We start from the raw sequence: 22136 nt of genomic DNA, 5'->3' as shown, positions 1-22136 counted from the left end.
TGGGCTCATTGCTGGCAGTATCAATCAATCTCCGTAAGGCACCCAGACGTTCTTGACCTCGACGGCGCGGCGCAGGAAGGCATCGCCAGCCGCTTCGTCGGATGCCCAGTCGAGGCTGCGGCCATTGCCGCTCCAGACGCGCTTGAGGTTGCCGATGGAGTCGGCTTCCGCCTTGGCGCAGGTGTCGGCATCGGCGAATATCCAGAGACCATCGACATCGTCATGCTTGGCCAGCACGCCGGCAAGCTCCGCCGTGTGGCCGGTGACGATGTTGATGGCGCCGGCCGGAACGTCGGAATATTCGATCACCTGGTAGAGATCTGTGGCGAGCAGCGGATAGCGTTCGGATGGCACCGCGACCACGGTGTTGCCCATGGTAAGCGCCGGCGCGATGAGCGAGATCAGGCCAAGCAGCGGCGACGCGTCCGGTGCGACGACGCCTACGACCCCGACCGGCTCATGCAGCGCCAGCGTCACGGCACGGGCCGGTGGCTGGTGCACGCGGCCCTCGAACTTGTCGGCAAGGCCGGCATAGAGGAACAGCCGTTCGATCGATTGGTCAACTTCTTCCCGCGCGGCCTTGGGCGTAGCACCGGTCAGTTCGGTCAGACGGGCGGCAAACTCGTCGGCACGGCCCGAAAGGTTCTCCGCCAGATAATAAAGCACCTGAGAGCGGTTGTAGGCGGTCGCCTCCGGCCAGCCCTTGCAGGCGCGGGCGGCCGCGACAGCGTCACGGATATCCTTGCGGCTGCCGAGCCCGACTTCGCCGGCCAGCTTGCCCTTGGCGGTGGCGACGGCGAGTGAATAATTGCCGTCCGGACGCACCTGCTTGCCGCCGATGAACAGTTTTGCCGTGCGGTCGATGGCCCCGCCATCGGCCTGCTCGACCGGTTGCGCCGAGAGCGTCGCCGGCTTGATGACCGGGCCGAGCGGCAGTTTTGCCGTGAGATATTCGAACATGCCTTCGCGCCCGCCCTCGCGGCCGAACCCGCTTTCGCGATAACCGCCAAAACCGCAGGCGGCGTCGAACATGTTAGTGCCGTTGACCCAGACGACGCCGGCCTTCAGCTGCGGCGCGACATGCAAAGCGAGGTTGATATTCTCGCTCCATACGCTCGCCGCGAGGCCGTAGCGGGTGTTGTTGGCGAGCTCGATCGCTTCCTCGGTGTTGCGGAAGGTCATGGTCGCCAGAACCGGTCCGAAAACTTCTTCTTGGGCCAGTATGTTAGCCGGCGAAACACCAGTGGCGAGCGTCGGCAGATGGTAATAGCCGGTGGACGGCAGCACCGCATCAGGCTGCCAGCAAACGGCGCCCTGCTTGGCGCCTTCGGCAACCAGACCCTTGACGCGGTCGAGCTGGCTGATGTCGACCAGCGGGCCGATATCGGTGTTCTTGTCGAGCGGGCTGCCGACGCGCAATCGGCTCATCCGCGTCTTGACCTTGGCGATCAAGGCTTCGGCGATGCCTTCCTGCACCAGAAGCCGCGAACCGGCGCAGCAGACCTGGCCCTGGTTGAACCAGATGCCGTCGACCAGACCCTCGACGGCGCTGTCGAGATCGGCGTCTTCGAAAACGATGAAGGCCGATTTGCCGCCAAGCTCCAGCGACAGTTTCTTGCCCGACCCGGCGGTTGCCTTGCGGATGATCTTGCCCACCTCGGACGAGCCGGTGAAGGCGATCTTCTGGATGCCGGCATGGTTGACGATGGCGGCACCTGCTTCCGGTCCGCCGTGAACAATGTTGACGACGCCCTTCGGCACGCCGGCGCGTTCGCAGATTTCGGCGAACAGGATGGCGGTCAGCGGCGTGAATTCGGCTGGCTTCAGCACCACGGTGCAGCCGGCGGCAAGCGCCGGCGCGATCTTCCAGGCCAGCATCAGCAGCGGGAAATTCCACGGAATGATCTGACCGACGACGCCAACGCCCTTGTGGCCGGGGAAATCCTTGTCCAGAGCCTGCGCCCAGCCGGCGTGATGGATGAAATGGCGGATCGCCAAGGGCACGTCGATGTCGCGGCTTTCGCGGATCGGTTTGCCGTTGTCGATCGATTCCAGCACCGCGAACAGGCGCTGGTGCCGCTGCATGGCACGGCCGATCGCATAGAGCACTTTGGCGCGCTGATAGCCCGAGGACGCCGCCCATTTAGGCAGCGCCTTGGCGGCGGCCGCAACCGCCGCGTCGATATCAGCCGCACTGGCGTCGGACACCTTGGCCAGCAACTTGCCGGAAGACGGCTCGCTGGTGTCGAAAGTCTTGCCGCCGGTGGCGGCTTTCCAGCCGCCGTCGATGAACAGCGCCTTGCCGAAATCGCGCGCGGCAAGCCACGCATCGGCCTCGTTGCGGGCTTCCGGCGCCGGGCCGTATTCCATGGCGTGATAGCGGTCGAGAATGTTCATGGGGTGCCTCCTTCACCCTTCCCCTTCGCGGGAAGGGTCGATCGGCCTAGCCGATCGGGGTGGGTGCTCAAGCCATTGCGTGGCGGTGATTGGCCGAATAGTGCCCGGTCAAATGGTGCTCGAGCTGGCGCTCGATGTCGGTCAACAGGCTGGACGCGCCGAAGCGGAACAGCTCGGGCTCCAACCAGGGACGGCCGAGCTCCTCCTTCATCAGCACCAGCCAGTCGAGCGAGGCTTTTGCGGTGGAGATGCCGCCGGCCGGCTTGAAGCCGATGAGATAGCCGGTTTCCTCGAAATAAGCCCTGATGGCGCGCACCATGGCCAGGCCAACGGGCAGCGTGGCGTTGACGCTTTCCTTGCCGGTCGAGGTCTTGATGAAGTCGGCGCCGGCCATCATCGCCACCATCGAGGCCAGCATGACATTGCGCAAAGTGGCGAGGTCGCCGGTGCCGAGGATGACCTTCAGATGCGCGTCACCGCAGGCGGCGCGCATCGAGACGATCTCATTGTAGAGCTCCCGCCATTTGGCGCCGAAGACCAGGCCGCGCGGAATGACGACGTCGATCTCGTCGGCGCCATCGCGCACCGAGGCCTCGATCTCCTGCAGACGGGTCGACAAGGGTGCCAGGCCATGCGGAAAGGCGGTGGAGACGGCAGCGACATGAATGCCGGTGCCGCGCACGGCGTCCACGGCCGTGGCGACGAAGGGATGGTAGACACAGACCGCCGCTGGGCGGATGGTTTCGCCCGCAATGCCGAGGCCCTCGACGATGTCGCGGCGGAACGGGTTGATCGCCTTGGCGCAGAGCCGGCGCACGCGCTCTTCGGTGTCGTTGGAATTCAGCGTCGTCAGATCCATGCAGGCGACAGCGCGCAGCAGCCAGGCCGCCTGGTTGTCGGCCTTGATCGAGCGCCGCTTGGTCAGGCTGGCGACACGGCGCTCCAGCGCCGAGCGGTTGACGCTGCGCACCGATTCCATGAAGCCGAGATCAAGCTTCATGCCGGGATTGCGCGCGATGCGGTGGTCCAGCGCCACGGGGGTGTTGGCGGCGGCGCGGGCCGGCAGCGGCGTCACCTTGGACGCGCTGGTGCCAGGCTCGGCTTCGCGGATCGTGTTGCTCATTTCCTGCCCTTTCTCGTTCAATGCATGTCGCCCAAAAGTGACCTCGGTTTTGGGGGAACGACATGCATAAAAACAAAAACCTAAAGCGCGTTGCACGAATCCGTTTCGACGCGACGCGCTTTAGGGCGATACTTACACGATCGTTTCGGTCGAGGCCACAAGCCTGTCCTGTCTGATGCGGACCTTAAGCGTTGAGGCAGCCTACTCGGCCGCCAGCTTACGCCCAGGCGGGCCGATTTCAGCCTCGATGTGTTCGGGTTCACTGTCATCCTGCTCATGCTTGCGAAATGAGGTGAGCCAATGAGAAAGGTCGTCGAGGTAGAGATAGATCACCGGCGTGGTGAAAAGCGTCAGCGCCTGGCTGATAAGCAGCCCGCCGAACATCGTGTAACCAAGCGGCTGGCGGATTTCCGCCCCGGTGCCGTTCTCCAGCATCAGCGGCAGCGCACCCAGCATGGAAACCATGGTGGTCATCATGATCGGCCGGAACCGCAGCAGGCAGGCCTGGCGGATCGATTCCAGCGAGCTGAGATGCTGGTCCCGCTCCGCCGCGATGGCGAAGTCGACCATCATGATGCCGTTCTTCTTGACGATGCCGATCAGCAGGATGATGCCGATCAGGCCGATCAGGTTGAACTCCATATGGAAGACGAGCAGCGTGCCCAGCGCGCCAAGCCCGGCGGAGGGCAGCGTGGAGAGAATGGTCAGCGGGTGGACGTAGCTTTCGTAGAGGATGCCGAGGATCAGATAGACCACGACCAGGGCGCCGAGGATGAGCACCGGCACCGAAGACAGCGACTGCTGGAAGGCCTGCGCCGTTCCCGTGTAATTGGTCTGGATGGTCGCCGGCAGCCGCATCTCGGCGGCGGCCCTGTCGATCGCGGCGGTGGCCTGGCCGAGTGCTACGTTGGGCGCCAGGTTGAAGCTGATCGTCACTGAGGGAAACTGGCCTTCATGGTTGATCACCAGCGGCTGTACGGGCTTCGTCGTCCATTTGGCGATGGCCGAGAGCGGCACCTGCGAACCGCTCGACGTCGTCAGATAGATCTGGTCGAGCGCCTTGAGGTTGCCGCGCAGCGACGGCAGCACCTCCAGGATCACGTCATAGGTCGAAAGCTGCGTGAAGTACTGGGCGACCTGGCGCTGGCCGAAGGCGTCGTTGAGCGTGTTGTCGACATCGTTCGCCGTCAGGCCGTAGCGGGCGGCCTGGTCGCGATCGACCTGCAGCGTCAGCGTCGTGCCGGAGCTCATCTGGTCGGTCGAGACGTCGCGCAATTCGGGCAGGCGCTGCAAAGCCGTCAACAGCTTGGGCGCCCAGTCGTCTAGCGTGTCGAGGTCGCTGCTTTCCAGCACGTACTGATATTGCGACGCCGACAGCCTGGCGCCGACGCGCACGTCCTGCGAGGCCTGCATGAACAGGCGCGCGCCCTGGACGACCGAGAGCTTCGGCTGCAATCGCCGGATGATCTGGTCGGCCGAAACATCGCGCTCGTCGCGTGGCTTCAACTGGATGAACATGCGGCCGGTGTTCTGCGTGTTGCCGCTGCCGCCCGTCGATGCCGCGAAATGCGCCACCGCGGGATCCTTGGAAACGATCCCGGCAAATTGCGCCATGTAGGACTGCATCTGGCCGGTGGAGACATCCTGGCCTGCGATCACCTGGCCGAAAATCAGGCCGGTGTCCTGCTGCGGGAAGAAGCCGCTTGGAACCAGGGTGAAGAAATAGCCGGTAAGCCCGACGCAGGTCAGGAACACCAGCAGCGTGATGAAACGATGCCCAAGCGCCCGGTCGAGGCCGCGCTCATAGGCGCGCAGCATGCCGTCGAAGACGCTTTCGCTCCACCGGTAGAGCCTGCCGTGATGCTCCTCGTTGGCCGGCTTGATGAAACGCGAAGCCAGCATCGGCGTCAGCGTCAGCGAAACACAGGCCGAAACCAGGATGGTCATGGCTAGCGTCACCGCGAACTCCTTGAACAGGCGGCCGATAATGCCGCTCATCAAGAGCAGCGGGATCAGCACGGCCACCAGCGAAATCGAGATCGACATGATGGTGAAGCCAATCTCGCTGGCGCCGCGGATCGCGGCATCCATCGGTTTCTCGCCGTGCTCGATATAACGGACGATGTTCTCCAGCATGACGATGGCGTCGTCGACGACGAAGCCGATCGAGATCGTCAATGCCATCAGCGACAGATTGTCGATGCTGTAACCGGCGGACCACATCAGGGCGCATGCGCCAAGCAGCGCCAGCGGCACGGTGAAGGCCGGGATCGCCGTTGCCCAGACGTTGCGCAGGAACAGGAAGATCACCATCACCACCATTCCGATGGTGAGCATCAGCGTGAACTGCACGTCGGCCACCGAGGCGCGGATGGTCTGCGTCCGGTCGGAAAGCACCTGCAGCTTCAGCGAAGCCGGCATCGAGGCGGTCAGCATCGGCAGCTCCGCCTTGATCTTGTCGACCGTGTCGATGATGTTGGCGCCGGGCTCCTTGAAAATGACGAGGACGACGCCGCGCGTCGTGTCGGTCCAACCGGCCTGGGTGTAGTCCTGCGCGTCGAGCACGGCCCGGCCGACATCCCTGACCCGCACCGGGGCTCCGTCGCGATAGGCGATGATGGCGTTGTTCCAGTCATCGGCGGCGGTCATCTGGTCATTGGAGAAGATGGTGAAGGAGCGCACTTCGCCCTGGATGTTGCCCTTGGGCAGGTCCACCGTGCCGATCGACAGCGGGGTGCGCACCGCCTCCAGCGACAGGCCCCTTGCCGCCAGCTTGGCCGGATCGAGCTGGACACGGATCGACGGTGTCTGCTGGCCGCCGACCAGCACCTGGCCGACGCCGTCGACATGGCTGATCACCTGCGCGAGCTTGGTGTAGACGTCGTCGCTCAACGTCGTCAGCGGCAAGTCGGTCGAACTCGCGCCAATCAGCATGATCGGCGAATCGGTCGGGTTGACCTCCCTGTAGGTGGGCGGATTGGGAAGGTTCTTCGGCAGCTGTCCACCGGCGGCATTGATGGCCGACTGCACCAGCCCGGCGGCCGATGCGATGTCGACGTCGAGAGCGAATTGCAGGGTGATCTGGCTGGAACCCGACAGGCTGCTCGACGTCATTTCGGCAACGCCGGGAACCTGCGCGAACTGCGTCTCGAGCGGCTGGGTCACCGACGACGCTATGGTGATCGGGTCGGCGCCCGGCAGGCTGGTCGACACCTGGATCGTCGGGAAGTCGACATTCGGCATCGCCGCGACCGGCAGGTTGAGATAAGCGACCACGCCGACGAACAGCACGCCGATCATCAACAGCGACGTGGCTACGGGATACCTGATGAAAGGCGTGGAAACACCGATCGATGCCATCAGCTTGCACCTCCGGCAGCGCCGTTCTGCACCTGCCCGGCGCCTGGAGCTGGCGTCGGATCGACGCTTGCACCGTCAACCACGCGGTACTGGCCGCCAACCACGACACGTTGCCCCTGGCCGAGGCCGTCTGTGACGACCGTTTCGCCGCCGTCCGAAGGACCCGTCTTGACGGTCTGACGACGGACCTTGCCATCGTCGCCGACGACATAGGCGAAGAGCCCGTCAGGGCCATGCTGGACGGCTTCGTCCGGCACCACGATCGCGCCTGCCATCGTGCCGATATGTATGCGTGTGTTGACGGACAGGCCCGGCCACAACGCATCGTCCTGGTTTGCGAATGTCGCCCTGAGCGAAATCGTGCCGGAAGCCTGGTCGACTGCGTTCTGGACTGCCTCCAGTTTGCCGCTTGCCAGCACGGTCTTCATATCCGCGCCCAGCGTGTCGATCGAAACCGGGCCAGAAGCGAAAACCTTGTTGATGGTCGGAACGTTGTCCTGCGGTTCCGTGAACGACACATAGATAGGCTGAAGCTGCACGACCGTGAAAAGCCCGGGGCTTTGACCAATCTGCACGATGTTGCCGGGGTCGATGGTGCGGAAGCTCGTCTTGCCGGTCAGCGGCGCCGTGATGCTGGTAAAATCCAGGTTGAGTTGCGCCGCCTCGATAGCGGCCTTGTCGCCCTCGATCGTGGCGGCGGTGGAGTTGACCACAGCCTGCTGGTTATCGACGTCCTGCTGCGTTTCGAAGGTCTTTTTCAGGAGCGTGGAAAGACGGTCGAGAACGACCTGCGCATTCCTGAGCGTCGCTTGGTCCTGCGCCTCCTTGGCTTTCGCCTGGTCGAGCACCGCCTGATAGGGGCGGGGGTCGATCACGGCGAGCAGGTCGCCCTGCTTGACCATCTGCCCCTCCTCGACCGGAACCTGGGTGACGACACCGGCGACACGGCTCGAGATGCTGACATTGTTCAGCGGCGTCACCGTTCCGAGTCCGTAGAGGTAAAGCGGGAAGTCGGTTTTTTGCACGGTGGCCACGGTGACCGGGATCTTGGGTGCGGGCTGCGCCGATTGAGTGGCAGTGGCAGCCCTTGCCACGCCGCCGGCGTGGTTGCGCCATAGTCCGTAGCCGCCGCTCAGGACGAGGATTGTGGTCAATAGGACGATACGCCGAGAACGCATGGGTCGGTTTCGCCTGACTTGCTGTGTTGTGGAAATGGTCATGATGCCGTCCACCTGCGGGCAAGAATATCAAGCCTTTTCAGGATGGTTGGGGGTTAGGACCGACCGTGTCGATCACCGGGAGAGTAGTCCCGATGACCCAGCCCTGTCAGGTTACAAGTCGGTCATGTTGCGCTGCGGCATTCAACGATGCGTGAGGCCACCTTGAATGCTGCATCGCAATAAAGTGACTTCTATGGTCCGCCCGGGTGAGGGCTCGAGGAGCGTCTCAACCACCCACGGCTATGCCGGCCCGGTCGACGCGGCAGACGTCGTCGGTGCCGTTCCGGGGCAAAACTTGCCTGACCAGAAATCGGATATGGCGGGTGGGCGCCGACAGGCGCGCGCTTGCCGTGTTTTCGGTTGGGAATGGAGTGGCCCGAGCTATTGCGGCATTCACCTGGAAGGCAGCATGTCCGGGCAGCTGACCTCAGCCGACGAAGGCGCGCTCGACCACGAATGTGGCTGGATGGCTGAGCGAGCCTTCCTGGAAGCCGAGGCTCTCGGCGAGTTCCTTGACGTCCTTGAGCATATGCATCGAGCCGCAGATCATGATGCGGTCGGTCTCGGGATTGAGCTTCTCGAGGCCGAGGTCGGAATAGAACTTGCCGGAACCGATCAGCGCGGTGATGCGGCCCATGCAGGCCGACTCTTCGCGGGTCGTCGAATTGTAAAGCGTGACGCGGCCAGCTGTCAGCTCGCCGATCAGCGGGTCGCTTTCAAGTGCTGCCACCAATTCCTGGCCATAGGTCAGCTCGGCATTGTCACGGCAGGTATGGGTCAGGATCAGCTGATCGAATTTCTCATAGGTGTCAGGGTCGCGCAGCAGGCTGGCGAAGGGCGCGATGCCGGTGCCGGTCGAGATCATGAACAGCCGCTTGGCCGGGGTCAGCGCGTCGACCACCAGCGTGCCGGTCGACTTCTGCCGCATGATGACGGTGTCGCCGACCTGAATCTTCTGCAGTTCAGAGGTCAGCGGGCCGTCCGGCACCTTGATCGAGAAGAATTCCAGCTCTTCGTCCCAGGCCGGGCTCGCCACCGAATAGGCACGGTAGACCGGCTTCTCTGCATTGGGCAGGCCGATCATGACGAACTCGCCGGAGCGGAAACGCAGCGACTGCGGACGGGTGATGCGGAACGAGAACAGCCGGTCGGTGTAGTGCTTCACCGAGACGACGGTTTCGGCATAGACATTGGCCGGAATCGGAAACTGCAGCGGGCGGGAGCCGGCGGTGTTGAGAGCGGATGTGGTGTTCATCAAATCCAACCTTCTGGCCCAAACGAGGACGCGGGCGCAAAACTTTCACCTGCGCGCCCGGACCGTTCAGGTCCCGGCGTGCTGTTCGCACACTCCAAAGCGGTAAGCTCTTGTGTCCGGAATTTATTAGTATACAAACGATATTTGCGTCAAGATGCTACCTTAAAACAGCTTTCCAAACTGACGCATATCCGTAGTCTCAGCATTTCGGGTTTCGACGATGAAAGAGAATTTTCCAGCGCAAGCGCGCGATTCCCTGGGAAATGTCGTTGCCGGCATCGATGTCGGCGGAACCTTCACCGACCTGCTTCTGATCGACGGCAAGGACGGCGGCAAGGTGCATATCGCCAAGACGCCGACCACGGTCGACAACCAGGCCTTCGGCGTGGTTTCGGCTCTTGGCGCCACCGGATTTGCGATCGACGGCATCGACCTCATCGTCCATGGCACGACCACCACCACCAATGCCGTGCTGGAGCGCCGGCTGGCTAGGACCGGCATGATCACCACACGCGGCTTTCGCGACGTGATCGAGCTCGGTCGGCGCACGCGGCCTCAACCCTATGGCATGACCGGCACCTTCGTCCCGATCATCCCGCGCAATCTCCGGCTCGAAGTGTCGGAGCGCGTCGAGGCCTCGGGTGCGGTGCGCACGCCGCTCGACGAAGCCGAAATGCGCGAAGCGGTAAAGACGCTGATCGCGGCCGGCTGCGAATCCCTGGTCATCCATTTCCTGCATTCCTACGCCAACCCATCGCATGAGCGGCGCGCCGCCGAAATCGCCGCCGAGCTCTGGCCGAATAGCTACATCACGTCAGGCCATGCGCTGCTGTCTGAGGCGCGTGAATTCGAGCGCGGCGTCACCGCCTCGGTCAACGCTTCGGTGCAGCCGATCCTCGAGCGCTATGTCGAGCGCCTGCGCAAGGAGCTCGCCGCCAAAGGCTATGCCCGCGACTTCCTGATCATGAACGGCAATGGCGGCATGATCTCGGCCCGCTTCGTCACACGTGAGTCGGCCAAGACGGTGATGTCCGGCCCGGCCTCCGGCGTCATCGCCGCCGCTTATACCGGCAAGCGCGCCGGCTTCGAAAACCTCGTCACCTACGACATGGGCGGCACCTCGACCGACGTGGCGCTGATCCGCAACGCCGAGCCGGCGGTATCGAACGAGATCGAGATCGAATATGCGATGCCCATCCACGTGCCGATGGTGGCGGTGCACACGGTTGGCGCCGGCGGCGGCTCTATCGCGCGCGTCGATGCGGCCGGCCTGATCCAGATCGGCCCGGAAAGCGCTGGCGCCAATCCCGGCCCGATCTGCTACGGCCGCGGTGGGCTGGAGCCGACCATCACCGACGCCAATCTGGTGCTCGGCCGGCTGGCCCCGAAAAAGCTGTTGGCCGTCGAAAACCCTGTCACATCAGAGCGTGTCACCGGCATCTTCGAGGAGAAGATCGGCAAGGTCACCGGCCTGTCCGGCGTCGAGGCGGCGGGTGCCGTGCTCAGGCTCGGCAACATGAAGATGGCCGGCGCCATCCGCATGGTCTCGGTGTCGCGCGGTCATGACCCCCGCGATTTCGCGCTGTTCGCCTTCGGCGGCGCCGGGCCGCTGCATGCCACAGCGCTCGCCCGCGAACTTGGCCTGCCCAGGGTGCTGGTGCCGGCGCGTCCAGGCATCACCAACGCGCTCGGCTGCGTCGTTGCCGATCTGCGCCACGACTTCGTCAACACCATCAACCAGCCGGTGGCCGTGCTCGATGAAACCAAGCTTCACGCGGTATTGGAACGGCACCGAAACGAAGGCGAGGAGCTGATTGGAAAGGAAGCGGTGAAGCCGGAGACGATCCGCGTCAACCATTCCGCCGATATGCAGTTCGTTGGCCAGACCCACATCATCAACGTGCCGTTGCCGTCGTCGACGGTGAGTCGCAACGAGCTGCAGGCGCTGTTCGAAAAGGCCTATTTTGCCCGCTTCAAGGTCGAGCTGCCGGAAATCCGCGCCAACCTTGTCAACCTCAACACTTCGGTCACCGGCGTCAGGCCAGCGATCGACCTGTCGCGGCTGATCGATCCGGCAGGGCGTGAAAAAACGCTCGAAGAAGCGCGGCGCGAAATCAGGCCTGTCTGGTATGCCGGCCAGTGGCACGACACGCCGGTGTATGCGCGCGAAAAACTGCCGCTCGATGCCGTCATCGAAGGCCCGGCGATCCTCGAACAGATGGATGCCACCACCGTGCTCGAACCCGGCGACCGCGCACGCTCGGATGCCGACGGCAACATCATCATCGACATTGGCGAGGCCTGAGATGCCGGACATTGATATGGCAAAGCTCGACGCCATCACCCTTTCGGTCCTCCAGGCCGCCTTGCAGCAGGTCTGCGACGAGATGGACCTGACCTTTTCGCGCGCCGCCTTCTCGCCTGTCATCGCCGAGGCCAATGACCGCTCCGACGGCATCTATTCGGCCGTCGACGGCTCGCTGATCGCGCAAGGTAGCCAAGGGCTGCCGGTGTTCGTCGGTGTCATGCAGTATTCGACCAGAACGGTGATCGAGATGATCGCCGATGGCCGCTGCCTGGCGCCGGAACCCGGCGACATCTACATCGTCAACGACCCCTATCTCGGCGGCACGCATCTGATGGATGTGCGGTTCGCCATGCCGGTCTACCGGGGCGGCAAAATCTTCTGCTGGCTGTCGAACACCGGTCACTGGCCCGACATTGGCGGCTCGGTGCCGGGCGGCTTTTCGGCCTCCGCGACCGCCGTCGAACAGGAAGGCCTGCGGCTGCCGCCGGTAAAACTGTTCAAGAAGGGCGTGCTTGATCCCGAAATCTACGCCATCATCTGCTCCAACATCCGCGTCGCCGATCAGCGCATTGGCGATATCAGGGCCCAGGCCGCCGCACTGCTGATCGGCCAAGACCGGCTCAATGGAATCCTGGATCGTTACGGGGACGAAACCGTTGTCGAGGCAATCGCCGAACTGCGCCGCCGCGCCGCCGAACAGATGCGGGCCAACATCGCGGCCATTCCCGATGGCACCTATCGCTCAAAAGCCTTTGTCGATTCCGACGGCGTGGTCAACGAGCCGCTGACCATCGCGCTCGCGGTCGAGAAGCAGGGCGATACACTGACCTTCGATTTTACCGGCTCGTCAAAACCCTGCGCTGGACCGATGAACAGCGTGCTGGCGACGACCTTGTCGTCGGTCTACCTCGCCATGCGCCACATCTTTCCGGATGTGCCGATCAGTGCCGGCGCCTTCGAGCCGCTGATTGTCAAGCGGCCGGAAGGCACCTTCCTTGACGCGAAGTATCCGCGGCCTGTTTCAGGCTGCGCCGCGGAGGTTTCGCAGCGCATCGCCGAGGCGGTGTTCGCCGCGATGGTGCAGGCATTGCCGGACAAGGTGACGGCAGCACCCGCCGGTTCCAGCGGCAATTTCGCGCTTGGCGGCAACGACCCGGCGCGCGGCCGCGATTACGTCATGTACCAGATCTCCGGCGGCGGCTATGGCGGCAATTCGGGCCATGACGGCCTGACCAATGGCTGCTCGACCATCGGCATTTCAAAATCACCGCCGGTCGAGATCATGGAGCAGGCCTTTCCGGTGCTCTATCGCCACTATGCCTTGCGCGAAGGCTCCGGCGGCGCCGGCAAGCATCGCGGCGGTTTCGGCCTCGCCTACGAGGTCGAAATCCTGCGCGGCGATGCCCGCGCCTCTTTCGTCATGGATCACGGCCGTTTCGGCCCGCAAGGCGCGCTCGGCGGTGGGGATGGCGCGGTCAACACGGTGACGGTCTTCCGCAACGGCGAGGAACATGTGCCGCCCCACCTCTCCAAGGAGCAGGACATCCCGCTGAAGGCCGGCGACCGCGTGCGCGTCGGCACGCCGGGCGGCGGCGGCTATGGCGATCCGCGCGAGCGTGATGCCGATCTCGTTCTGCGCGACGTGGCGCTGGGGTACTACACCTCAGAGGAAGCCAGCCAAAAATTCGGCGTTGTCCTGTCGGCGGGCGATCTCACCATTGACCGGGAAGCAACGGACAAGCACCGCGCCGGCTAACGCCCTCTATGGCGCGGACCACCCGCCGCGCCGTGATCGCCGCATGACATGTCGCTTCCGTCTCCGCCGGAGGCACGAAAGCCCGTAGACTTCTCGTCCTCAACGGGGATCTGGAACATGCGTCTTTTCAGTCGTTTCGTGCTTGCCGCTTCCGTCGCTCTCACCCTTGCCACAGGTGCCGCTTCCGCCCAGGACAAGAAGCTCAGGATCGGTACCGAGGGCGCCTATCCGCCCTTCAACTACGCCAGTTCCGACGGCACGCTGGGCGGCTTCGACATCGATCTCGGCAAGGCGCTGTGCGCTGAGATGAAGGCCGAATGCGAATTCATCGTGCAGGATTTCGACGGTTCTATTCCCGCACTGCAGGCCGGCAAGTTCGATGCCATTATCAACATCACCATCACGCCTGAACGGGCCGAGAAGGTCGAGTTCACCCACAAATACTACCAGACGCCGCCGGCCATCGCCGTGCCGAAGGATTCGACCATCGCGGGCACCTCGCCGGACGATTTGAAGGGCAAAGCGCTCGGCGTGCAGACCGCCACCATCCACCAGAAATTCGCCGAGCAGAAATACGCCGGCTCGACCGTCAAGGCCTATCCGACCGGCGATGATGCCCGCACCGACATGGCCAATGGCCGCCTCGATGCGATGATGGACGGCTCGATCATCCTGACCGAATGGCTGAAGAAGCCCGACGGCGCCTGCTGCAAGCTGCTTGGCACGCTGACCGCAGATCCGGCCATTCACGGGCCTGGCGTCGGCATCGCGCTGCAGAAGGGCAACAAGGAACTGACCGACAAGTTCAACGCGGCCATAGACGCGCTGCGTGCCAACGGAAAATACAAAGAAATCAACGACAAATATTTTTCGTTCGACGTCTACGGGAATTGAGACCGTTTTGGAAACTCTACTCTCGCGGCCATCTGAAGGCGTTTTCTGCGCTTCCGGTGCTCACGGACTCGAATGTCCGCTGCGCGCCGGTTCTCGAAACCACCATCATATGACTCGCCAGAGCGAATTTCGAAACGGTCTCGGGACGGCAATAAAACATGGAGACCTTCTTGGTTGAGCGGCGTTCCCCTTTTTACAGCAGCATCGTCGGGCTCGGCGCGACCATGGGTCGGGTCGGCGGCGATTTCATCTCGGCCAAATACTATTCCGGCATCGCCGACGAGCACCTGAACACCCGAAAGAATGTCGGCGTCCAGGACTTGAGCACCATGGGCAAGATGGACATCAAGGGGCCGGACGCCGAGGCGCTGGTCAACCATGTCATCGTCAACGATGCCGCGGCGATGAAACCGGGCCAGGTGCGCTATTCCACGATCTGCCGCGAGGACGGCGGCATCATGGACGACCTCACCGTGTTCCGGCTGGCGCCGGCGCATTTCATGCTGGTCACCGGCTCGGTCAACCGCTTGAAGATGCTGCCCTGGCTGCAGCACCATTCGGAAGGGCGAAAAGCCTATGTCACCGATATCACCGCCGCCGTTGCCTTCCCGACCATCCAGGGCCCGCGCTCACGGGAACTGCTGAAGGTGCTGGTCAGGGATGCCGATCTGGACGGCTTGAAACGCTGGGCGTTCACCTCAGGCCAGATCAACGGCACCCGAGTCCTGATCTCCCGCACCGGTGTCACCGGCGAACTCGGCTTCGAACTATTCGTGCCGGCCGACGAGGCAGCCTCCGTCTGGGATGCGCTGATGCGGGCTGGCAAGGACTTCGGCCTGAAACCCTATGGCGTGCTGGCAATGTTCACGCTCGGCCTGGAAAAGGCCTATCCGGCGCATGGCATCGACATGGACGAGAGCCGTACGCCGTTCCATGTCGGCCTCGATCGCTGGATCAAGTTCGACAAGGGCGATTTCATCGGCCGCGAAGCGCTGCTCAAGATCCGCGACAAGGGCCTCGACGAGCGCTGGACCGGCCTGATCCTCGACGGCGACAAACCAGCGGCAACGGATGCGCGTGTGCTGGCCGATGGCGAGGATGCCGGTATCGTCACTTATAGCGACCACGGCTATTCCCTCGGCAAGGTGCTGGCCACCGCGCATCTGCGGTTGCCCTTCACCGCTGTAGGCACCGAACTCAGCGTCGACATCGACGGCAAGCCGACGCGTGCGGTCGTGGCGCCGATGCCGTTCTTTGATCCGGAAGGGGTAAGGTTGCGAGGTTAGCCCGGCTTGCCTGGAATCGTTTTGGTTTCCCCTCCGGGTCCATGATATGATTTGCGAATGAAGGCTCCTAATTCAAGAATCGGCCGTTCGGCCAAGACTGGTCATTTCGTGTTGACGAGAGCGCATGGCGAGAAAATCAGCGCAGTCGAAGGTCTGAAGCTATCGCCCCGCATGGCTAAGGTACTCAGCCATAGTGTGAAGCAGGGGCTGTCCGGGGATGAGCGACGCTCGCTCATCAAGGAAGAAATTCGCAAAAAGAAATAGACGTTGGTCTACGCCGCCGAGTTCGATCCGCTCTGCTATCCCGGCACGACGGTGCTCATCAATCTGCTGGACGTCCGCGACCAGGCCGAACTTGATGAGGTCGAGCTCGCCCTGTTCCTGACTCGCGCCGATCAGCCTCTTCCGGCAGGCGAACTCGACTACGTTCACTACCTCAGCCTGCACCGGCACTTGTTCCAGGATGTATATGGCTGGGCTGGTCAGGCGCGCACGATCCGCATCGGCAAGGCCGGCAGTTGGTTCTGTTATCCCGAACACATAGCCAGTGAGATGGCGCGGGTGTTCGGCGAACTTGGCAATCCCGACCGTTTGGCCGACCTCGACAGCGTCGGCTTTGCCGGGCACGCGGCTCACATCGTCGCGGAGATCAATGCCGTGCATCCGTTTCGCGAAGGCAACGGCCGAACCCAGCTCACCTTCCTCGCGATGCTCGCCGAGCATGCAGGCCTGACATTCAATGCCGATATCCTTGAACGAGATCGCGTCATTCAGGCCATGATCGACAGTTTCAGCGGTTCCGAGCGCCACTGCAAGCCCTGATAGAAGACATCATCGCCTAGTCTAGCTCGCCGGCCGGCTCACCCCCGCCGGTCCAGCCGTGCCACCAGCCGATCACCCACCCACTGGATGCCACAAACTAGGATGATCAGCACGATCACCACCGCCACCATCACAGACGTCTCGAAACGCTGATAGCCATAGCGGATGGCAAGATCGCCCAAACCACCGGCGCCGATGGCTCCGGCCATGGCTGAGGCGCCGATCAGCGTCACCAGCGTCACCGTGAAGCCGGCGACGATGCCGGGCAGGGCTTCGGGCACCAGCACCTCGCGGATGATCGTCCAGCGGTTGCCGCCCATGGCGCGCGCAGCTTCGATCAGGCCGTGGTCGACCTCGCGCAGCGACACTTCGGCGATGCGCGCATAATAGGGCGTGGCCGCGATCGACAGCGGCACGATGGCCGCCCAGGTGCCGATCGAGGTGCCGACGATCAGCCGCGTCAGCGGGATCAGCGCCACCAGAAGGATGATGAACGGCACCGAGCGGAAGCCGTTGATGACGGCGCCCAGCGCGCGGTTGACCCACAGGTTTTCGGCAATGCCGCCGCGTTCGGTTGATATCAAGGCCAGACCGAGTGGCAGGCCGAAGACCAGCGAGATCAGGCCGGAGGCGGCCGTCATCAGCACCGTCTCCCAGATCGAACGCAGCAGAAGCTCAAACAGGATTGGCGACATGGCCAAGCACCTCCACCCGCGCCTGGCGGGACTTCAGGAATGTGATCACTTCGGCGAGATGATTTGCATCGCTACCGGGAACGGAGAGAAACAGCGTGCCGACGGGCTGCTGCTGGATATGGTCGATGCCGCCATGCACGAGGCGGAAGGCGCCGGGAACAGCCGTGGCAAGATCGGACAGCAGCGGGCCGCTTGCGGCTTCGCCGGCAACGTCGATGCGCAGGATCGTCTCAGCGCCGGCCGCCGGCAGCAGCCGCGCCGCCAGTTCGGCCGGCAATTGCGGCCGGATGGCGCCGAGTAGGCTTTTGGTGATGTCCGACTGTGGGTCGGCGAACACCGACCAGACCGGCCCTTGCTCGACGATGCGTCCGGCGTCGATCACCGCCACGCGGTCGGCGATCGAGCGGATCACTTCCATCTCATGGGTGATCAAAAGGATGGTCAGGCCAAGCCGCCGGTTGATGTCTTTCAGCAGCGCCAGAATGGAGCGCGTCGTCTCCGGGTCGAGCGCCGATGTCGCTTCATCCGACAGAAGCAGCGCCGGCCGTGCGGCAAGCGCGCGGGCGATGCCGACGCGCTGCTTCTGGCCACCCGACAGCGATGCCGGATAGGCCCGGGCTTTCTCCGACAGCCCGACAAGCTCGAGCAACTCGGCTGCCCGCGCCAACCGCTCTGCCTTAGGCCGCCCCTCGATCTTCAGCGGCAGCGCCACATTGTCCTCGACCGTCTTGGCCGACAGCAGGTTGAAGTGCTGGAAGATCATGCCGATGCGCCGCCGCAGCGGCTGCAGGTCGCGCTCGCCGAGCCGGCTAATCTCGCGGCCCTCGATGAACACTTCTCCGGAATCCGGCCGCTCCAGCCCGTTCAGACAGCGGATCAGCGTCGACTTGCCGGCACCGCTGCGGCCGATAATGCCGAGAATCTCGCCCTTGCGGACCGTCAGCGAAATGCCGTCGATCGCCGGCGTGGCGCCAAAGCGGCGCTTCAGCTCGACAAGCCGCACTACGTCCTGCGACGTATCGGGCTGGTCGTGGGTCGGATCGGCGATCTCCTGGGATGCCGTTATATGCTGGTTCATGCGGTTCCCTGTTCTCGCCATCCGAAAACGCGATTGCGGCCCGCGCTCAGGCGCGGACCGCATTTGCTCTCGAACTGGCGTCCGGTCGGATCAATAGGCGCTGAGGCCGGTGCCCTTGTAGACCTTGTCGAACTCGGCTTTCACCGCCTCGTTCTGGTAGGAAGCCACCAGCGTCTTCACCCAGGCTTCGTTCTCATTGCCGACTTTCACGGCGATGAAGTTGCGGTAGGGATTGTCTGATATCGGCTCCTGGGCGATGCGGTTGTCCGGGGTCAGGCCGCTTTTCAGCGCCCAGTCGGTGTTGACAACGGCGGCGTCGAGATCCTCGACCGAGCGGCCGACGATGCCGGCGTCAAGCTCCTTGATCTCGACCTTCTTGGGATTCTCCGCGATGTCGGCGGTGGTGGCCAGAATGCCGGTGCCGTCCTTCAGCTTAATCACGCCCTCATTCTGCAGCACGCGCAGCGCGCGGCCTTCATTGGACGGATCGTTCGGCACGCCGATGACCGCGCCCTCAGGCAGGTCGGCAACCGCCTTGAACTTCTTGGAATAGAGGCCGATCGGCCAGACGCCGGTATAGCCGACACGCACGATGTGATAGCCCTGCGTCTTGATTTGGTTGTCGAGATAAGGCTGGTGCTGGAAGGCATTGGCGTCGATTTCGCCGCGCTCCAGCGCCTCGTTGGGCTGGGTGTAGTCGTTGAACACCACGGTCTCAATGGCCAGGCCCTTTTCGGCGGCTTGAGCGACGACGACGCGCCAGACATCCTCGTCCTCGCCGCTGATGATGCCGACCTTGATCGACTTCTTGTCTTCGGCCAGGGACGCATGCGGCGCCATCAGGCTGCCGACCGCGACAGCCGAGGCGAACAGCAGAGCAAGGCCGCCGCGCCGGTTGATGGTTGACCCGGGGGAAGATGGCAAAGTGTTCTTGAAGTCCGACATGGTTTGATCTCTGCGGTTGTGAAGTCATGGCAGCAAGGCGGATTGCCTAGGCTTGGTCACATCGTTAGAAATTCTATTGATTTTATCAAAGAACGTGTTTCGCCTTTGCCCCCGATGCCGGGAATATTCTCTCAAAAATTTCCGGACATGGAGCACAAGACGGCGCCGGACCGACCGCGGCCGGCCGCGGACCCAATCCTGCACGCCCTGGATGGGAAGATCAGATTCGGCGGCAGCCCGATATCGCCACGGGCCTCAAAGCGCGATCCAGGCTGTCTTCAGCTCCAGATATTTCTCCAGCGCGTGCAGCGACTTGTCGCGACCGAAGCCGGACTGCTTGACGCCGCCGAGCGGCACCGTGATGTCGGCGCCGCCATAAGTGTTGACGTGGACGACGCCGGCACTGATGGCGCGCACCATGCGGTGGGCGGTGGAGAGGTTTGATGTCCACACCGCAGAGGCCAGCCCGTAGACCGTCGAATTGGCAAGCCGCACCGCCTCCTCCTCGGTGTCGAAGCGCATGACGCCGAGCACCGGGCCGAACACCTCCTCGCGGGCCAGTTGCATGTCCTGAGTGACGTTCTCGAAGATCGTCGGCGCCATGTAGCTGCCGCCGGTCTCCGCCAGGATCCGCTCGCCGCCGGTGACCAGCGTTGCGCCTTCTTCCCTGGCCTTGGCGACGAAGCCGAGATTCTTGTTCAGTTGCTCCGCGCTCGACACCGCGCCGACATCGCTGGTGAGATCCAGCGGATCGCCGACCTTCAGCCGCGTGGTCGCCGAGACAAGCTCCTCCATGAAGCGGTCATAGACCGACGACTGGACGAGCAGGCGCGCGCCGGCGACGCAGACCTGGCCGGAATTGCGAAAAATGCCATTGGCCGAGACGACCGCTGCCTGCTTCAAGTCAGGCGCATCGGCAAAGACGATGTTGGGTGACTTGCCGCCAAGTTCGAGGAAGACGCGCTTCAAATTGGAGCGGGCCGAATAATCGAGCAGCCGCCGGCCGACCGGCCCCGAGCCGGTAAAGGCGATGGCGTCGACATCCATATGCAGGCCGAGCGCTTCGCCGGTGACCGCGCCACGGCCGGTGACGACGTTGAGCACGCCGGCGGGCAGGCCGGCCTCGGCCGCCAGTTCCGCCAGCCGCAGCAGCGTAAGCGACGCGATCTCCGGCGGCTTGACCACCACGCAATTGCCGGCGGCGAGTGCGGGAGCGATCTTCCAGGCGCCGATCATCAACGGGAAATTCCATGGCACGATGACGCCGACGACGCCGAGCGGCTCCTTGTGGATCAGCCCCAGCACATTCTCGGCCGTCGGTGCAATCTCGCCATAGACCTTGTCGATCGCCTCGGCGTAGTAGCGGATGGTGCCGGCCGCCGACAGCGGCTCGGCCTTGTAGGCCATGCCGATCTCGGTGCCATTGTCGCGCACACCGAGTACGGCCAGTTGATCGACATGCTTTTCGATGAGTTCGGCGAGCCTGCTCAGCACCTTCTTGCGGAAGGCGGGCGCCGCGCGCGACCAGGAGCCCTTCTCGAACGCCTTGCGCGCCGATTTCACCGCGCGGTCGATATCGGCGGCATTGCCGTCGGCGATGCTGGCGAAGGCACGGCCATCGATCGGCGAAATGACAGGCAATGTCGCGCCGCTTGTTCCCTGCGACTGCACGCCATCGATGAACAGGCCGCGCGCGCCGATCTCCGTTTTGCGCAGCGTGTCGATGGCATTTTGAGTGATCATGGGGAACCGGCTCCGAAACTGACATGCAATGTGGTTGGCGCCCGGAATTCCCAGCCGCGGAATACGGGCTCCTTGCCGGGCACAAGGCTGAGATTGGGAAAGCGTTCAAGCAGCAGCCTTACCGCAAGGCACATCTGCTCGCGTGCGAAAAACCGGCCGGAACAGAAATGATGGCCGAAACCGAAGGCGGCATGGTTGCCTTCGTCGCGGTTGATGTCGAAGCGGTCGGGGTCGGCAAAGCGGCTCTCATCGCGGCTGGCCGAGGAGACAAGTGCGGCCACCGGGGCGCCGGCGGGGATCGTCGTTCCACCGATCTCGACCGCGCGGGTCGTTTCGCGCGTCTGCGTGCCGATCGGCGCCACCCAGCGCAGGCCCTCGTCGACAGCCTTGGGCACGAAGGTCGCGGGATCGTCGAGCACCTGCCGCAACTGGTCGGGGTTCCGCAGCAGGCCGACAAGGATGGAGCCGGCGCCGTGGCCCGGCTCCTGCATGCCGCCAAGCAGGATGACCTTGATGGTCGGCATCAGGAAGTCGATCGGGCGCGTTTTGCCCTCAGGCATGCCGTCATGCAGCATGTGCGACAGCGCGGAATCGTCAGGCTCGCGAACGAGCCTTTCCAGCGTCGGCGTCACGGCATCGCCGACCTCGGCACCGATCGCGTCGGCGATTTCCTGCCGCTTCGGGTCTTTCTCGAAATTGATGGCGCCCTGGGCGAGTCCATAGAACCAGCGGCGCAGGGTCGGCATGTCGATGTCGGCCAGGCCGAGCGACCGCGCCAGGCTGAGCGTCGACACCGGCTCGAAATAATCGGCCATCAGTTCAGCGGAGCCCCGGCTGGCGATCGCGTCGAGATAGGGTTCGGCGATTGAGCGCACGAGATTGCCGGCGTAGGAGGCGACGGTGCGCGGCCGGTATTTCGGGTCGACGCCCTGGCGAAGGTTCTTGTGGACCTCGCCGTCGCTGGTCAGGATCGTCGGTTTGCCGAAGGAGCGCTCGACGGGTGATACTCCAGCGGTGACGATCGCCGAGAAGATGTCGGGTGACTTCGCCACCAGTTCGACATCATTCCAGCGGGTGACGAACCACAGGTTGACCGAGGGCACGAAGGCGACCGGCGCACTGCGCCTGAGTTCAGCATAGATCGGGTAGGGATCCGCTTCCAATGCTTCGACGGTGATGTTTTCGGCAAAGCTCAAGGCCGCCACTCCCTTCACGGTGAGAGGGGCGGCATGGCACGCCGCCCCGGCAGGTCTC

Annotated in this window: 15 protein-coding genes; 5 read left to right on the top strand and 10 right to left on the bottom strand. The window is 63.6% G+C overall.

The genetic code is table 11. The features are described 5' to 3' along the window. Positions 1–24: 24 nt before the first annotated feature. The 5 genes from AC1DX4_RS03160 to AC1DX4_RS03140 form a co-directional block, all read right to left on the bottom strand. Positions 25–2397, bottom strand: a complete 2373-nt coding sequence (locus tag AC1DX4_RS03160; protein ID WP_477218915.1) for an aldehyde dehydrogenase family protein — start codon at positions 2395–2397, stop codon at positions 25–27. Positions 2398–2464: 67 nt separating this feature from the next. Further along, positions 2465–3520, bottom strand: coding sequence for a deoxyribose-phosphate aldolase (gene deoC / locus AC1DX4_RS03155; protein ID WP_095202953.1), 1056 nt, complete (start codon positions 3518–3520; stop codon positions 2465–2467). Positions 3521–3721: 201 nt separating this feature from the next. After that, on the bottom strand, positions 3722–6880 hold the full coding sequence (locus tag AC1DX4_RS03150) for an efflux RND transporter permease subunit (protein WP_477218914.1): 3159 nt from the start codon (positions 6878–6880) through the stop codon (positions 3722–3724). Beyond that, complete coding sequence (locus tag AC1DX4_RS03145; protein WP_477218913.1) at positions 6880–8058, bottom strand: efflux RND transporter periplasmic adaptor subunit; 1179 nt, start codon at positions 8056–8058, stop codon at positions 6880–6882. Before AC1DX4_RS03145 ends, AC1DX4_RS03150 begins: the two co-directional genes overlap by 1 nt. 469 nt (positions 8059–8527) lie before the next feature. Continuing rightward, entirely contained in the window at positions 8528–9355 is an 828-nt protein-coding gene (locus tag AC1DX4_RS03140; protein ID WP_477218912.1) for a ferredoxin--NADP reductase, read from the bottom strand. A 220-nt stretch (positions 9356–9575) separates the two neighbouring features. Here AC1DX4_RS03140 and AC1DX4_RS03135 point away from each other — a divergent pair, with 220 nt between their 5' ends. From AC1DX4_RS03135 to AC1DX4_RS03115, 5 genes are all read left to right on the top strand, one after another. Beyond that, the gene (locus AC1DX4_RS03135) at positions 9576–11660 is read left to right on the top strand and encodes a hydantoinase/oxoprolinase family protein (protein ID WP_477218911.1); all 2085 of its coding nucleotides are present in this window, start codon (positions 9576–9578) and stop codon (positions 11658–11660) included. 16 nt (positions 11661–11676) lie between these two features. Then, entirely contained in the window at positions 11677–13419 is a 1743-nt protein-coding gene (locus tag AC1DX4_RS03130) for a hydantoinase B/oxoprolinase family protein (protein ID WP_477219113.1), read from the top strand. A gap of 117 nt (positions 13420–13536) precedes the next feature. Beyond that, entirely contained in the window at positions 13537–14313 is a 777-nt protein-coding gene (locus AC1DX4_RS03125) for an ABC transporter substrate-binding protein (protein ID WP_477218910.1), read from the top strand. A gap of 170 nt (positions 14314–14483) precedes the next feature. Beyond that, positions 14484–15599 (top strand): aminomethyl transferase family protein, encoded by a 1116-nt coding sequence (locus AC1DX4_RS03120; protein ID WP_477218909.1) that lies wholly within the window; start codon positions 14484–14486, stop codon positions 15597–15599. A gap of 267 nt (positions 15600–15866) precedes the next feature. Beyond that, positions 15867–16421 (top strand): Fic/DOC family protein, encoded by a 555-nt coding sequence (locus tag AC1DX4_RS03115; protein ID WP_477218908.1) that lies wholly within the window; start codon positions 15867–15869, stop codon positions 16419–16421. A gap of 38 nt (positions 16422–16459) precedes the next feature. Here AC1DX4_RS03115 and AC1DX4_RS03110 read toward each other — a convergent pair whose 3' ends face one another. From AC1DX4_RS03110 to AC1DX4_RS03090, 5 genes are all read right to left on the bottom strand, one after another. Then, on the bottom strand, positions 16460–17116 hold the full coding sequence (locus AC1DX4_RS03110) for a methionine ABC transporter permease (protein WP_477218907.1): 657 nt from the start codon (positions 17114–17116) through the stop codon (positions 16460–16462). Further along, positions 17097–18194 carry a methionine ABC transporter ATP-binding protein gene (locus AC1DX4_RS03105; RefSeq protein ID WP_477218906.1) on the bottom strand — a complete coding sequence of 366 codons (1098 nt, stop codon included), beginning with the start codon at positions 18192–18194 and terminating at the stop codon, positions 17097–17099. The genes AC1DX4_RS03110 and AC1DX4_RS03105 overlap by 20 nt, the downstream gene beginning before the upstream one ends. Before the next feature lie 90 nt (positions 18195–18284). Beyond that, complete coding sequence (locus AC1DX4_RS03100; RefSeq protein ID WP_477218905.1) at positions 18285–19139, bottom strand: MetQ/NlpA family lipoprotein; 855 nt, start codon at positions 19137–19139, stop codon at positions 18285–18287. Between the two features lie 255 nt (positions 19140–19394). Next, complete coding sequence (locus tag AC1DX4_RS03095; protein WP_477218904.1) at positions 19395–20882, bottom strand: aldehyde dehydrogenase; 1488 nt, start codon at positions 20880–20882, stop codon at positions 19395–19397. Continuing rightward, entirely contained in the window at positions 20879–22078 is a 1200-nt protein-coding gene (locus AC1DX4_RS03090; RefSeq protein ID WP_477218903.1) for a cytochrome P450, read from the bottom strand. The genes AC1DX4_RS03095 and AC1DX4_RS03090 overlap by 4 nt, the downstream gene beginning before the upstream one ends. Positions 22079–22136 lie beyond the last annotated feature (58 nt).

Source organism: Mesorhizobium sp. P3_A8 (assembly GCF_056402995.1).
Note: the sequence above shows the minus strand (reverse complement) of the source record. Positions and strands in the feature narration are given on the sequence as shown.